Genomic DNA, 15,591 nt, shown 5'->3' with positions numbered 1-15,591 from the left:
TATAAGAAATAAAACGCCAAAATCGCTAGAGGATTTTGACGTTCATGAGTTTCTAGTCTTATTTTTGAATTAATGAATTTACAAATTCTACATTTTTTCCAACAATATTTATAGGGATTGCATACCCAATACCAAGATTCAAATTTCTTTGCATTTGATTAATCAATACTAAAATAAGTTCCACAAGATTATCATTATCCTTTAATTCATTATCTTTTGGCTTTGCTTGTTGAAGTTCTGTCAAAATGTAAGAAAGCGGTCCATGTTTTGCATTCACAATGCCGACTAATTCTCCATTCTCATTAAATAAGGGACCACCTGAATTACCGTAATTAATAGATGAATCCAGTCTAATTAATTCAAATTCATTTAACGATTCAAAACCAGCGATATTTGCTGAAAGGGCAGTTATCTTTTTTATATTTAGAGGAAATCCAACAACAAACGCCTCCTGCCCAATTTTTACAGTCGAAGAATCCCTTAAGTTTACCCCTTTTCCAATTGACTTGCCCACATCCAAAATCGCAATATCTATTTTAGGATCATTAAAAATTACTTTACATTTTTGAGCGCTACCTTGCCCAGAAAATCTCGCAGTATTTACAAATTTAGGTTTAATGCAGTGTGAACACGTAATAATTTTAGTACCATCGCCAATTAATACACCCGTTCCGGACGAAAGTATTTTCTTCTCTTCTGTATTATTAAGAACACAAATATTCACAACTGAGCCCTTTATTTTATCGAATTGCTTCGTAAAATCCATTTCAAACCTCCTAAAAAATCGTCGCCTCCTGAATTAATAGTATATGAAATAATGTAATTTCTGCTTTCACACTTGGTTTTTAGGGGAGAAACTACTCATACTAATCATGAGAATGAATTGGGGTGGGTTCGAATGTATAAAAAGTGTTTGGCTATGATGGTTATTTGTTTTACCTTTCTCTTAACATTATCAACGATTTCAAACGCGCAAGTCATTCATGAAGTTAAAGCTGGAGACAGACTATCGGAAATAGCGAAACAGTACGGAATTACTGTAAATGATCTTGCGAAATTAAATGGATTAGATGAAAATGCTCACCTCGTACTTGGTCAAGCTATATTGATTCCTGGTTCTACTTATATCGTTCAACCTAAAGATAGTATTTGGGAAATTGCGAACCGTCATGTTACTAATGAGGAAACATTAATGAGCCACAATCAGTTAACGAGTAGAGTTATTCATCCGGGGCAAAAATTGGAGATTCCTTCCCCTCAAAAGGCAAATGTATGGGCTGGTACTTATTTCGTACCTAAAGACAAAAACACCAATGCTTGGATGTTAGATCATTACCAAGATACTCTCTCAAGTATTTTCGTGTTTGAATATCGTCCGGATCCGTACGGAAACCTCATCCTATTAGAAGAAAATGAAGCACATACATTGGCTTGGAAGAAAAATATTCCACCATATGCTACGTTAACGAATTTAAGTGAAGTAGGATTTGATGCTGACTTAACGCACCAAATTATGAGCAACCCTTCAATCCGGAAAAAACTTATCGAGAATATTTATTCCCTTTTGGACAGTCATGATTACAAAGGTATAGTTGTCGACTTTGAATTAGTTCCAATAGAAGATAGAGAAAATCTAAATCAATTTATTAAAGAGTTAACCGAAAGACTGCATCCAAAGGGTATGGAAGTAATGATAGCTGTACCTCCAAAACAAGGTGATTATGTACCGGATTACTCAAGTGCATATGATTATAAAACTCTCGGCCAATACGTAGATCGAATGTTTTTAATGACCTATAATTGGCATTGGCCAGGTGGTCCATCTGGTCCAATATCACCTATAGATAAAGTGCGGAGGACATTAGACTACGCTGTATCTGTTGTTCCTAGTTCAAAATTAATGCTTGGAATCCCACAATACGCATATGATTGGACAATAACAGAGGATGAGCGAATAGGTACAGCTTATTCCACACAGCATGCAATTGATTTATATACACGTTACCAAAGTGAAATATACTATGATGAAGTAGCCTCTACACCGTGGTTTCGTTATGTTGATGAAGAAGGAATTTTACATGAAGTGTGGTTTGAAGATCCGCGCAGCCTCCTCGCGAAAATACGACTAGTCCACGAATACGGGTTGGGCGGAATCGGATGTTGGCACTTAGGGATTACCATGCCACAGACGGAGGATTTGATTTTGGAAGAATTTAATGTGATAAAGTGAGTTACGGTGCTGAAAAAGGTTCGGAAAATTAATAAGAGGAGAAATTCCCCCTATTTAGTAAAAAGTCCGAAAAATCGCCTAAATAGAGGGAGAATTTACCCTTATTTGCTTAAAAGAAGCGAAAATGAGGTGATTTTCTTAAAATAAGAGGAAAATTTACTCTTATATTCCCTAAAATAGGCTTAATTCAATAGATAACGGGAAATTTTCCCGTTATTTTTCTATTTAAAAAAGAACCAATTACGGTCCTTTTATGAGAGTTTATTTAGGATAACATTGGCTGCCTCTTTTGCCCCACCAGCTTTTCTAAAACTTTCGGATAGTTTCTGTGCATTTTCTTTATATAATGGATTTGCAATCACTTCTGCTACTGCTGTTGCTAACATTTTAGGATTTTGTTTTTTCAGACTTGTACCAGCTCCAAGCTCCGAAACTCGATTGGCTACCATTTTTTGTTCGCCATGTTGTGGAAACATCACCATTGGCACTCCAAAATAGAGACTTTCGTTTGTGCTATTCATCCCACAATGGGTAATAAATACATCGGCCTTCTGTAAAATAGCGATTTGGTCTACTCTGTTTTTCACTATCATATTTTCCGGAATGGGTCCAAGAGATGAAATGTCCGTTTTTTCGCCCACTGACATCACTACCTCATAATCTGTATTTGCAAATGCTTTAATACAGTTTTGATAAAAATCCTTATTTTGATTAAGTACCGTTCCAAGAGAAATATAGATTAATTTTCTCGAATTATGATTTTTTTGAATTGGTGAGGTTTGTCTAATGGATGGTCCAACAAATGCATAGTGGTTTGAAAATGTTTCTGCCATTGGCTGGAATTCCTTTGAAGTATATACAATTGTATCTGTTTCATTATCGTTTTCAATTAACGATACAAAATTCTTTACACGATAACCATGCTCATTTAAGAGTTTTATTTTTTTATTAATCCTTGGCATGCCCACAATCATTCTCCAAATTTCCATGAAACTTTGCTTCATTAACTTTACTGTGTGCTTATTAAAAGCAAAGGATGTAGTTGAAGAAATATATGGAATGCCTAGTTTAATAGCAAATAATTTCCCCCAAAAACATAATGAGTCTGTAACGATGCAGTCGGGTTGTATTTCCTTTAATTCTTTACACACCTTCTCGTCTAACGCAATCGTTGTATCTGCAGCCATTTCAATCAATGCAGCAAAATCTTTACCTGCTTTCTGATCGATTTCCTCTTGTGAAATGTTCGGTAAATACTCATCACAAGCAATAAAGGTCGCACCTGCATCTTCTATTTTTTGCAGGAATTCAGTAAAAGAATAATACCAAACTTCATGCCCTCGTTTTGTTAATTCCTCTACAACTGGTATGGTAGGGTTTGTATGACCGTGGGCGGGTATTGAAAAAAATACAATTTTACTCATTCGCTCTCATCCTTTAGCTCAGCATTTCGAATCATCTCTGCAAATTCTAAGAAGCCTTCCGCTTTTAAAACGGCAATTCCTTTCGTTGCATCGTCGCCCAAGACAACTAATTTATCACCTGCATGAATTCCATAGTTGTCCCGCGCTTGTTTTGGGATCACAATCTGACCGCGCTCTCCTACCTTCACCACACCAAAAAACTGCTTTCCTCTAGGTTGGAGATGTTTTACTTCATCTTCATCCAAATTGCTTGATAATTGGTCGACAGTTACTTTAAAAATTTCACTAAGTTTCTTACATTTATAAATATCCGGTAATGCTTCTCCATTTTCCCACTTTGCAATCGTCTGCCGTGAAACGTCTACCTTCTCAGCCAATTGTTCTTGACTCAGTTTATGCCTTTTACGTAAAACACGAATATTCATACCAATCATATTTTTCATCTCCTTACTAGTCATTATATATGCGATTTATAGGTAGTTCTATCAACTTTCCGTTACACAAAATGTTAAAGATTGTGGCATACCAATAATTAGTCGAGGGAATCGAGAAAAAAGACTTCAAGAGGTAACGTGGATGGGAGACTTCCGAAATTTAAGCGGGAAATTTCCGTCTATCGTAAAATTTCCGGTTAAAAAAGCAAATATAAGCGAAAGTTTTATACTGTGTGGCATTTCCATCTACCTGTGGTCTCAGAATTTCACTCATCGAATGAATAAGGGGAGAATTTACCCCTATTTAGTAAAAAGTCCGAAAAACCGCTTAAATAGAGGGAGGAATTACCCTTATTTGCTAAAAAAGGGCTTAAATGAGGTGACTTTCTTAAAATAAGAGGAAAATCTACTCCTATTTTCCCTAAAAAAGTCCTGATTCTATAAATAACGGTAAATTCTCCCGTTATTTTACTAATGCACATTACTCAAATTAGATCCGCTCCCAGTTTCAAATATTTGATTCGCCGATTAATCGGCATCCTCTTTTTACCAATTTTTTCGTTCAATACATAAAAATAGGGTGAAAAATCACTTTCGATCTCTCACCCTAAATATCTATCTATTTCGCCAATCCTAAAATCAACTCTCTATAAACATCAAAAACTAGTAGTGGAACTACATTAGTCGCTTCGCTTGAAGATCCTGCGGCATTTTGATTTCCCTATCGTCGCTCGCTCAAGTAAACAAACTTACGTAACAACCACTCCGCCGGTCCCTTCGAGTAACGCTGCCCGTACCAATTTGCTACAAATAGCTGTAGCACGTAGATAATAACCGCTAACACAAGGCCAAGAAATACTCCTACTTTCCCGAACAATCCAAAACCATAGCCATAGAAGATCGTTGTACATATAATCGACTGCATTAAATAACTAGTTAACGATAGACGACCAAGGTGAGCAAAGGCTTGTGTTAGCTTGCTTTGTTTCATTGAAATAAAGGCTACTGCAAAAGCAGCGATAAAGCCAATTGCCAGCATAGTTGAGCCTAAATTATATAATATCTTCCCACCAAATATTTCCGACTCGATAAATGCCTTACAAACTAGTCCAGCTGGAATCAGTAAAGTTAGTCGTTTTAACAACCCTATTTTTTCTTCAATATTTTTAAAGAAGTCGATCTTTGCTGCAGCCATCCCTATTAATACAAAGGGACCTATCACTAAAAACGATATAATTGTTAAAAAAACAACCACGAAACACAATACAATCATTAATGTTATAAATGAAATGTCCATTTCTAAACCAACACGATTGTTTATAACTTCAAAATATGTTCCATTTTTCAGAACCTCTATCATAGCTTCTGAATTCGGCAAGATTAATGATAGATTATCAGATTTCATTAATAAAAACGGCATCGTACAAACGAATAAAACAATCGCCCATATGAACATCGTTTTCACTTCTCGCTTTATAAAGTACATTAAGATTAGTAACCCTGAACCATAAATTATTAATATGTCTCCATCCCAAATAAAAACAATATGTATGAAACCTAAAATTATTAACCCAATCGCACGTCTAAATAATGGACCTTTTGTACTCAATTCACGATTTTCTAATGATCTGACAAATAAAATGATGCTATAACCAAAGATAAATCCAAAAATCGGAAAGAATGATCCCTCTACAAAGATTTTAGTGAAATAATAGGCTATTGTTTCCCACCAATTTGTAAGATGAAAATCATCATATATAAGTTGATCGTATTGAAAGTACAACATATTAGCTATTAAAATACCTAATAATGAAAACCCTCTAAGAGCATCTACTAATTCTATTCTTTTCTGCATTCTGCATCTCCTTTCCCATTACCTACTACTAAGGATAACAAAATTGGGAAACTTTTGTATAAGTTCAACTAGCTAGGTTTTCATCTAATCTAAAAAGCGACCGTACACAGTACATGTCGCTTTGCCAGTGGATTATTTATTTATAAAAGCTTTAATGTCTTCTTCAGACATCGATGAATCGCATTTCACGTTCACTGTGTTACCATTTGTATAGATGAACCCAGGAACCGTTGGGATATTGTATTCGTTTCGAAATGCAGTAATCCCTTCCAAATCCGATTCTTCCACACTATTCACATGATAAATATGTGTATTCGTTTCTTCGGCAACTTTTATAAGTTTTACTACAAACTTTTGGCAATACGGACAAACCTCCTTGCCAACATAAATAACAGCCTCAGCATCGCTTTTAATTAATTCTAACGCCTCTGTGGAATCAATTTTCTCAAAACTATTTACAATCTCTTCATAAGTAGTACTCATAACTCTCACCCTTCTTTTTATGTATTTAACCATCAAGCCAGATCATCTATTAACTTGTAACTGTTCATGATCCTTTTTATATGTAAAGTAATTCATTATTAATGATAGTAATTGTTTCGTTGCGCAGCCAAAGGAATCTACTTCTTCCTTCATTAATAGTCCTATAACGAGCTTTGTCTTTAAGTCTTCTATTTCTACTTTTTTTAGATCAGGAATTAGGTGATCTTTTGCGCCGCTAGGTAAGAAAGCAATCCCTAACCCTTCATTCACATAATGTTTTTGAGCTAAAATATCATTAATAATAAGTTTTTTATATTTTTTTCCGGTTGCTTGCTTAATTTCGTTTTCTACTTTTATTTCTAACGGGTAATTTTGAGAAGTGAATATGAAAAGTTCATTTTCTAATTCATTTAATCTAACTGAATTTCTTGTTCCGAATCTATGAAACTTTGGCACTAATAATACTATTCTTTCTTCAAACAAAGGTTGAAAATGATTATTCACTTTCTTTTCTGGTTCGTCACATACCGCAAAATCGATCTGGTTTTGGTCAAGCATCTTGCTAAGGGTATCCGAATCTGAAATCTCAATTTTATATTCTATATTTGGATGTTTCTGTAAAAATTGAGATATAATTTTCGGAAACTCTAAACTTGCTATTGGTTCAGAAACACCTATGCGAATATACCCCTCGTTTCCATTACCTAAACCATCCATTGTTTGTTCTAGTCTTTCATATTCTTTAAGTAAAGACTTTGCCCGCTTATAAAACACATGACCTGCTTCAGTTAGTTTAATCGTTTTACCTCTAACGATTAACTCTTTTCCTAGATGATCTTCCAAACTTTTAATATGCAATGTAACAGTAGGTTGCGAATAATTTAATACTTCCGACGCTTTTTTAAAACTACCATGTTTAATCACTGTTATAAACGTTTTAATCGCTCTTATTTCCACGTTATAATCTCACCCACTTTACTTATGGAATAATTTCTAAATAATCTGTAAGTTAATATATTTCATTTATCTTAGCACACTATCCCAATTATCCCAAGTAGTTTAGAAGGATTTCTTATAAAACAAGAACCATAAGTAGTTTTACTTATGGTCATACAAATGACATTTCACTGATCTATGTTCACCAACATGAATCTCAGCCGGTGATTCTTGTGAACATCGCTCAAAAGCAAATGGGCATCTCGTTCGAAACACACAGCCACTAGGTGGGTTAATTGGCGAAGGTATTTCTCCCGTGATCTCAATTTTTTCTCTTTCACTAGACTCATTGATCACTGGAACTGCAGATAAAAGTCCTTTCGTATATGGATGTAATGGATTTGAGAAAATTTCTTCAGTCGTACCTTGTTCAACCAAATTCCCTAAATACATCACACCAATTCGGTCAGCAATATGTCTAACTACACTTAAATCATGTGAAATAAATAAATATGATAGAGTTAATTGCTTCTGTAAATCTTTTAATAGATTAATAATCTGAGCTTGTATAGAAACATCTAATGCTGAAACAGGTTCATCACAAATAATTAATTTCGGATTTAAAATTAAAGAACGTGCAATACCAATCCTTTGTCTTTGTCCTCCAGAAAATTCATGTGGAAAACGATTATAATCATTTTCGTTAAAACCTAACTTAACTAACATTTCTGTTACAAGTCGTTTTCTTTCTTCTTTTGATTTCACTCCGTTAATAATTAAAGACTCTTCAATGGAATAACCAACTTTTCTCTTTGGATCTAAAGAAGTATGAGGATCTTGAAAAATCATTTGAAGATCTTTTCGAATTCCACGTAATTCTTTTCTATTTAAGTCAAAAATATTATTTCCGTTAAATTGAGCTTCCCCACTTGTTGGTTCTACTAATCTTAACAATGTCCTACCAGTCGTACTTTTTCCACACCCTGACTCTCCAACTAATCCATAAGTTTCTCCCTCATAAATCGTAAAGGAAATATCATTAATTGCTCGTACATAACCTGTTGTTTTCCCAAGGGAATTTCTTACTGCGTAGTGCTTTTTTAGATTACGGACCTCTAATAATGGCTGTCCTACACTTTTCATTGTACTAGTTGACATATTGCAGCTCTCCTTCTAAAACCTTTTCGTAATGCCAACATCTTACTTGATGATTTTCTTTTGCACTTTCTAAGTTTGGCATTTCTTCAAGACATTTTTCTGTAGCTAAAGGACAACGTGGTGCAAAACGACAACCTTTTGGAATTTGAGTTAAAGATGGGACAACACCTTTTATAGTAGCTAATTCTTTAGATCGATCTCCGTCAAGTTGTGGAACTGAATTAATTAAACCAACTGTATATGGATGTAGTGGTCTAGAAAATAGACTCTTTACATCTGTTTCTTCAATGACTTGACCTAAGTACATGACAGCAACCTTTGTACAGTAATTAGCTACAACACCGAAATCGTGAGTAATTAAGACAATTCCCATATTTAATTCCTTTTGAAACTGTAACATTAACTTAAGAATTTGCTCTTGTATCGTTACATCTAATGCTGTTGTAGGTTCATCGGCAATTAACAATTTAGGTTGGCAAGATAGAGCCATTGCAATCATCACTCTTTGTCTCATTCCACCTGATATTTCATGGGGATATTCCTTTACTCTTTGTTCAGGTGAAGGAATTCCTGTTAACCGTAATAACTCAACTGCTTTTTTCATAGATTCCTTTTTTGATAGCTTTTGGTGAATCCTAACTGACTCTGCAATTTGCTTACCTATTGTTATTACCGGGTTAAGTGAAGACATGGGATCTTGGAAAATCATCGAAATCTCATTTCCTCGAATTTCTTCTAACTCCCTATTTGAACTTTTAAGAAGATTTTTACCGTTAAAGATAATCTCCCCATCGTAAGTTGTCGTATTTTCATCTAATAATTGTAGGATGGATTCTGCTGTTACACTTTTTCCACAACCCGATTCACCTACAATTCCTAGAATTTCCCCCTCATTTAACTCTAGTGAAACCCCATCAACAGCGGAAAGTTCACCTTTATACGTGGAAAAGGTGGTTTTTAAGTTGTTAATTTTTAGTAACGGTTGTTTTTCCTTTTCCATATAATTCCCCTCTTTTTCAATTGTTTTGCTTTAGGATCTAAGAAGTCTCGTAAACCATCACCAAAAAGATTTAATCCTAAAATAATTAGAACGATAAATATACCAGGGAACACAGTCATCCACCATGCTACATAAATTGAAAGTTTACCGTCATAAAGCAAGTTTCCTAAGCTTGGCTCTGGAGCTGGAACCCCTGCCCCAAGGAAACTTAGAGATGCTTCTGTAAGTATCGTAACTGCGAAAATATATGTAACTTGAACGATTAAAGGTGACATTACGTTTGGTGCTATATGTAGAAACAGAATACGAAACGGATTAGCACCTTGCGCTCTTAATGATTCAATAAATGTTTTCTCCTTTACAACTAAAGCCTGTGAACGGACAATCCTTGCAACTGACGGGATGAAAACAAGGACTAAAGCAATAACAACGTTGATTGTTTTTGGACCTAAGGCAGCTGTAATAGCAATTGCTAATAAAATAGATGGAAAGGCAAAAAGTCCATCACAAATTCGCATTAAAATATGGTCCAATATTTTATTGTAAGCGGCTAACAAACCGACAATTAAACCGATAATCGTCGAGAATAATGTTACAAAAAAGCCGATAACTAAAGATAGTCTAACCCCGTGCATCACTCGGCTAAAAATATCTCTACCAAAATTATCCGTCCCGAACAAATGATCAACACTAGGTGGAACAAATCGGTTTTGCGGATTCATTTCTAATACATCATAAGGAGCTAATATTGGCGCAAAAATTCCAATCAGTAGGACAAAAAGAAGGATGATTGAACCTGTAACTAACAATCGATTCGAAGTAAGTCGAATCCACTTTTCTGACTTTTCCTTTTTACTTTTAACTTGAGTTGAATACTCAACCTTTACTTCTTTAGTCACAATCCAACCTCCTTTCTAAGATCGATAAGAATTTCTTACACGTGGATCTATAACTGCGTATAACAAATCGACGATTAAATTAATCAATACATACACGACCGTTATTAATAGGATTGATCCTTGGAGAAGAGGATAATCGCGTCTGCTAATACCAGATATAATCAACTGCCCCAATCCTGGTATATTGAATAGAGCCTCTGTAACAGCTGCTCCAGTTACTAATCCACCAAAAGATTCTCCAATTACAGTTAAAATAGGTAGAAACGCAACTCGTAAGGCATGTCCTAACAATATGGACTTTTCTTTTAGACCTTTTGCTTTTGCAGTTTTAATAAAGTTCTCCGACAAGACATCTAGTAATGATGATCGAGTCATCCGCGTAATAAGTGCTGCTTGCATAATTCCGAGAGTAATACCAGGCAAAATTAAGTATTTCAAATGTTCGCCTAAACCTTCACTTAGAGGTTGATATCCTGAAACCGGGAAAATCTTCAATTGAACTGAAAATAGTAATATAAGTATGGAACCAAGTAAAAAACTTGGAACGGAAATGCCAAATAGACTTCCTCCCATTACTAATTCATCTAATCTAGTGCCTCTGTATCTAGCTGCGATAATTCCGAAAACTAAAGCTAATGTAACACCTATAATTTGGGCTAGAATCGCTAACGAAACTGTTGGCCCTAAATTTTCCCAAAAGGCTTGTAGTACTGACTTTCCAAGAAAATAAGAGTCACCAAAGTCTCCTTTAAAAACATTCGTTAACCATAAAAAGAATTGGGTAACAATCGGTTGGTCAAGCCCCATCTCGTGTCTTAGTTCTTCAATCTGTTCAGGACTTGCCCCTTCTCCTAATATCATTGCTGCTGGATCTCCAGGCGTTATATGGATGATTAAAAATACAACAATCGCCACTACAGCTAATACAGGTATTAAGGAAAATAGTCTTCTAATAATGTAGCCAGCCATTGTACAAATCCTCTCTCTTATAAAATGAAACATCCAATAGTGGGGATATCGTCTAATCATGATGGGCAATTACTACCGAAGATTTGACGACGTAATTTCCTCCCCACTGATTGGTAGTTTCCGTCACGTTCTCACATATAAAGTTTGTAATCTAAAAATCACATAAAATATGCCTTTTGTTGGCTAAGTAAGAAGTTAAATATTATTTTGTTAAACTAATGTTGTAATAGACTGGTCCTAAATTATACTGATAACCCGCAATTTTGTTAGAAATTGCATTCACTTGTTTTCTATGTCCAAGAACTGTAAATGGTAGTTGGTCCCAAACATAACTTTGAGTTTCATCAATTGCTGTTCTCGCTTCTTCTACAGAAGGAGCTGCTTTAATTTTATCTAAATATTTTACGCTTTCTTCAACCGGTTGACCGTCTGATCCCCAGAATCCTTGGAAAATAGTTGAACGTGATGCCCAAGCAACCGTTAATATATCCCATGCAGCTGGATCTGCCCATTTTTCTTGGAATGTTGCCCAATCATATACTTCTAACTTCGTTTTAATACCAATTGCTTCAAGTTGTTGTTGGATCACTACAGCTGAATTGTATTGATCTTGGTTATCACGAGAAGTTAATAAAATGATTTCTTCACCGTTATAATTAGATTGCGCTAAATACTCTTTCGCCTTTTCAGGGTCGTTTTGGTTATATTCTTCTTTACCTGCTTCACTGTAATAATTAGGATATTGCGGATTTACAATTGAAGATGTAAGCTCATAGAATTCTGGATTACCATATGAAGCAATAAGAATATCATCCATATTCAATGCCGCATTAACGGCTTTTCTAAAATTAAGATCAGTAGAAATACCTTCAAGATTGTTGTAGAATAGCCCCATAAATCCACCTGGTGACAATTCAGTTGATACATCTGGTAAACCTTCAATTTGTTGAACATTATCGCTAGAAATATTCGAAACATGGAATTGTCCAGTTGATAAACCTGAAATTCGCGTAGACTCGTCAGTAATAAAACTAAAGACAATCTCGTCTAGTTTTGGTTCTTTTGCAATTCCTCTACCTTCAGAAGAGTAATCTTCAAATCTTTCTACTGTAATCGATTGATTTTGCTTCCATTCTTTTAACTTAAATGGACCTGTACCAATATATTCTTTTACGCCTGTATCTTCAGCACTTTCTACAACCTCTTTAGGATAAATAGCAGCTGCAGGAATTGGATCTGCTAGTAGCGCTGGAGTATTAATATTTGGTGATGGAATATGTAATTCAACATTATAATCATCTACTTTTACAAACTCTGATCCTTGGAAATTTGTTTTTCCTGGGCTAGATAATTTAATCCAACGATTTAAAGAGGCAACAACATCATCTGCAGTTAATTCTTTTCCATTATGGAATTTAATACCCTCTCTTAATTTGAAAGAATAAGTTAATCCATCTTCACTCACTTCAAAACTTTCTGCTAAATCCGGTACTATGTTTCCACTTTCATCAAACGTAACTAAGTTTTCATAAATATTTCGACCAACATCTTTTAGAACAGAACTACCGTTAATATGGACATCTAATGTTGGCGGTTCGCTTGAAATTGCAACGTTTAGTACTCCACCTTCTTGTGTTTCTTTATCTTCATCATTTGATGTGGAAGAGCCATTATTACTTGCTTCATTACTGCTACATCCAGCAATCATTAACATTAATATCATTGTAAATAATAACCAACTTAACTTTTTCACTGAAAACTTCTCCTTCATCTTGATTAATTTTTAAACCTACCATAACAATAGGTTTAATCAAATATGAAACCATGATACCTTTCCCCCTCATTTTTGTAAAATTAGGAAAACTAAATTGTGTGATTAGTATTTTTAAATTTACCCTCGCTTGTGCTTTTGTTGAATTCCGAGTATTCTACTATTATTAATATAATTACTAGAAAAATTGATTTTATTTATTATATAGAGGTGATTTGATGTTATTAAATACAATTTTAAAAACCGATTCGTCATTGGAAGAACACTTAATCGATGTTAGAAGAAACCTTCACCAAGAACCTGAACTTTCTAATGAAGAAGTAATAACAACGAAAAAAATAAAAAATTGGTTAAATGAAGCAGGAATTCGTGTATTAGATTTACCATTAAAAACAGGGGTTGTTGCAGAAATTTCCGGACAACAACCCGGACCTATTATTGCCATTCGTGCAGATATTGACGCTCTACCAATTCATGAAGAAACAGATCTTCCATTTAAATCACAAACACCTGGTGTGATGCATGCTTGTGGGCACGATTTTCACACAGCGGTTATTCTAGGTGCTGCATATTTATTGAAACAACAGGAATCCCAATTAAAAGGAACAGTAAAAGTCATTTTTCAACCTGCGGAAGAGACTGGCCACGGAGCTGAAAGCATTATTGAAACTGGAGTTTTAGAAGATGTTGAGGCGATTTTCGGATTACATAACAATCCATTTACTGAACTTGGAACATTTGGTACAAAAGCTGGAATTACATCTGCTGGTGTTGATCGATTTGAAATTAATATCAAAGGTAAAGGTGCCCATGCGGCGAGACCTTACGAGGGGATTGACCCTATTATTATTGCAAGTGAAATTGTATCTAGTTTGCAAAATATCGTCAGTCGACAACTGAAATACAACGATGAGGTTGTAATAAGCGTTACCCACATTAGCAGTGGAAGCACATGGAATGTCATCCCGGATACGGCTTATTTAGAAGGAACAGTACGTACTTTTAATGAAGATATTCGTAAAAGTATCCCTGAAAAAATGGAACGCATTATTAAAGGGGCTGCTTACAGTTATGGCGCTGAAGCTGAATTAATCTGGCATCCTGGTCCCCCTTCTGTAAACAACGATGAACAATGGACGGAATTTGTAAAAGCACTTGCCGAAGAACATGGTTATAATATATATGAAACAGAACCATCTGCAGGCGGAGAAGATTTTGCTTCTTATCAACAAACTATCAAAGGAGCATTTGTGAACATCGGAGTTTCAGGTTCCTATGGATTGCACCATCCAAAATTCACATTAGATGAATCGGCCATTCTACCAAGTGCAAAATACTTTGCAGACTTAGCAGAAAAAGCAATTGAACAGTTAACAAATAAGAAATAGTAGCCTACAGCGATAGGAGGACCCAACATGACATTAAATACAATCAATTTAATGGATGCATTTATCATTGAAACAGTTCGAAGTAACGGAGTATCAAATGAGGAATTAATACAAAAAACACTTAATAAAGATGTGGATACGTGGAAAGTGTTTTCTAAAGACTTTAAGTTTGAAAGACTAATAGAACTTGCTGAGGACGAAGAAGCATTTAAATCCATTATTGGAGAAGGTTATAAAGTTAGTTTCGTTACAAGAAATGGACTGAAAAACCTGATGAGATTAAAATTCCAAATTACCGAAAGTGACTATGAGCAAGTAGAAAACGGATACCTTAACTTAGAAATTTCGGATGAGCAATTAGCTGGCATTAAACAATTCATTTCTGGAAATTGGAATATCCAAGAAATCGAGCGAAATGAATCGAAAGTGAAAGTGAATATTACGGTTGGGTGAATTCATAAACAAAAACTCCCCCTTACCAATTTCACGTTGGTAAGGGGGAGTTTTTATTTTCTGATTTACTTGCGAATTCTGGTATTTTATTTGCGATTTTCGGGTGCTTATTTGCTAATCTCTGTACTTTATTTGCGATTTCCGGTACCCTATTTGCGATATCCGGAGGCCTATTTGCGTTTCCTGATTTACTTGCGTATTCTGGTGTTTTATTTGCGATTTTCGGGTGCTTACTTGCGAATCCCGATACTTTATTTGCGATATCCGGAGGCCTATTTGCGATTTCTCAGTTACTTGCGAGTTCTGGTACTTTATTTGCGATTTTCGGGTGCTTACTTGCGAATCCCGATACTTTATTTGCGATATCCGGAGGCCTATTTGCGTTTCCTGATTTACTTGCGAATTCTGGTGTTTTATTTGCGATTTTCGGGTGCTTACTTGCGAATCCCGATACTTTATTTGCGATATCCGGAGGCCTATTTGCGATTTCTCAGTTACTTGCGAATTCTGGTACTTTATTTGCGATTTTCGGGTGCTTACTTGCGATTTCCGGTCGCCTATTTGCGTATTCCGGTCAATTACAAAAAGAAA

At 35.2% G+C, this 15,591-nt stretch carries 14 protein-coding genes; 3 read left to right on the top strand and 11 right to left on the bottom strand.

Annotated elements, in window-relative coordinates; all coding sequences use genetic code 11:
• Window positions 1-58: 58 nt before the first annotated feature.
• Window positions 59-766 (bottom strand): S1 family peptidase, encoded by a 708-nt coding sequence (locus tag CRO45_RS12305; RefSeq protein WP_097149951.1) that lies wholly within the window; start codon window positions 764-766, stop codon window positions 59-61.
• 132 nt (window positions 767-898) lie between these two features.
• Here CRO45_RS12305 and CRO45_RS12300 point away from each other — a divergent pair, with 132 nt between their 5' ends.
• A complete protein-coding gene (locus CRO45_RS12300; protein ID WP_097149950.1) occupies window positions 899-2,230 on the top strand; it encodes a glycosyl hydrolase family 18 protein in 1,332 nt (443 codons plus the stop codon).
• A gap of 251 nt (window positions 2,231-2,481) precedes the next feature.
• On the opposite strand, the gene CRO45_RS12295 is transcribed toward CRO45_RS12300, so the two are convergent.
• From CRO45_RS12295 to CRO45_RS12245, 10 genes are all read right to left on the bottom strand, one after another.
• The gene (locus CRO45_RS12295; protein WP_097149949.1) at window positions 2,482-3,654 is read right to left on the bottom strand and encodes a macrolide family glycosyltransferase; all 1,173 of its coding nucleotides are present in this window, start codon (window positions 3,652-3,654) and stop codon (window positions 2,482-2,484) included.
• Entirely contained in the window at window positions 3,651-4,088 is a 438-nt protein-coding gene (locus CRO45_RS12290) for a helix-turn-helix domain-containing protein (protein ID WP_097149948.1), read from the bottom strand. Before CRO45_RS12290 ends, CRO45_RS12295 begins: the two co-directional genes overlap by 4 nt.
• 721 nt (window positions 4,089-4,809) lie before the next feature.
• On the bottom strand, window positions 4,810-5,943 hold the full coding sequence (locus tag CRO45_RS12280; RefSeq protein ID WP_097149946.1) for a DUF418 domain-containing protein: 1,134 nt from the start codon (window positions 5,941-5,943) through the stop codon (window positions 4,810-4,812).
• Window positions 5,944-6,075: 132 nt separating this feature from the next.
• Window positions 6,076-6,426 (bottom strand): thioredoxin domain-containing protein, encoded by a 351-nt coding sequence (locus CRO45_RS12275; protein WP_097149945.1) that lies wholly within the window; start codon window positions 6,424-6,426, stop codon window positions 6,076-6,078.
• Window positions 6,427-6,468: 42 nt separating this feature from the next.
• A complete protein-coding gene (locus CRO45_RS12270; RefSeq protein WP_097149944.1) occupies window positions 6,469-7,383 on the bottom strand; it encodes a LysR family transcriptional regulator in 915 nt (304 codons plus the stop codon).
• 141 nt (window positions 7,384-7,524) lie between these two features.
• Window positions 7,525-8,520: an ABC transporter ATP-binding protein gene (locus CRO45_RS12265; RefSeq protein WP_097149943.1), complete on the bottom strand. Its 996-nt coding sequence runs from the start codon at window positions 8,518-8,520 to the stop codon at window positions 7,525-7,527.
• Window positions 8,510-9,520: an ABC transporter ATP-binding protein gene (locus CRO45_RS12260; RefSeq protein WP_097149942.1), complete on the bottom strand. Its 1,011-nt coding sequence runs from the start codon at window positions 9,518-9,520 to the stop codon at window positions 8,510-8,512. The genes CRO45_RS12265 and CRO45_RS12260 overlap by 11 nt, the downstream gene beginning before the upstream one ends.
• Window positions 9,493-10,419 carry an ABC transporter permease gene (locus CRO45_RS12255; protein ID WP_235864587.1) on the bottom strand — a complete coding sequence of 309 codons (927 nt, stop codon included), beginning with the start codon at window positions 10,417-10,419 and terminating at the stop codon, window positions 9,493-9,495. The genes CRO45_RS12260 and CRO45_RS12255 overlap by 28 nt, the downstream gene beginning before the upstream one ends.
• 15 nt (window positions 10,420-10,434) lie before the next feature.
• Window positions 10,435-11,388, bottom strand: a complete 954-nt coding sequence (locus CRO45_RS12250) for an ABC transporter permease (protein WP_097149940.1) — start codon at window positions 11,386-11,388, stop codon at window positions 10,435-10,437.
• 202 nt (window positions 11,389-11,590) lie between these two features.
• The gene (locus CRO45_RS12245; protein ID WP_235864586.1) at window positions 11,591-13,141 is read right to left on the bottom strand and encodes an ABC transporter substrate-binding protein; all 1,551 of its coding nucleotides are present in this window, start codon (window positions 13,139-13,141) and stop codon (window positions 11,591-11,593) included.
• Between the two features lie 251 nt (window positions 13,142-13,392).
• On the opposite strand from CRO45_RS12245, the gene CRO45_RS12240 reads away from it, so the two are divergent.
• Both CRO45_RS12240 and CRO45_RS12235 read left to right on the top strand, forming a co-directional pair.
• Complete coding sequence (locus CRO45_RS12240) at window positions 13,393-14,547, top strand: amidohydrolase (RefSeq protein ID WP_408057147.1); 1,155 nt, start codon at window positions 13,393-13,395, stop codon at window positions 14,545-14,547.
• Window positions 14,548-14,574: 27 nt separating this feature from the next.
• Window positions 14,575-15,000 (top strand): hypothetical protein, encoded by a 426-nt coding sequence (locus CRO45_RS12235; RefSeq protein WP_097149937.1) that lies wholly within the window; start codon window positions 14,575-14,577, stop codon window positions 14,998-15,000.
• Window positions 15,001-15,591 lie beyond the last annotated feature (591 nt).

Source organism: Ureibacillus acetophenoni (assembly GCF_900220965.1).
In the GTDB taxonomy this organism is placed as follows: domain Bacteria; phylum Bacillota; class Bacilli; order Bacillales_A; family Planococcaceae; genus Ureibacillus; species Ureibacillus acetophenoni.
The sequence above is the reverse complement of the archived record's forward strand: the minus strand, read 5'-3'. Positions and strand labels throughout refer to the sequence as shown.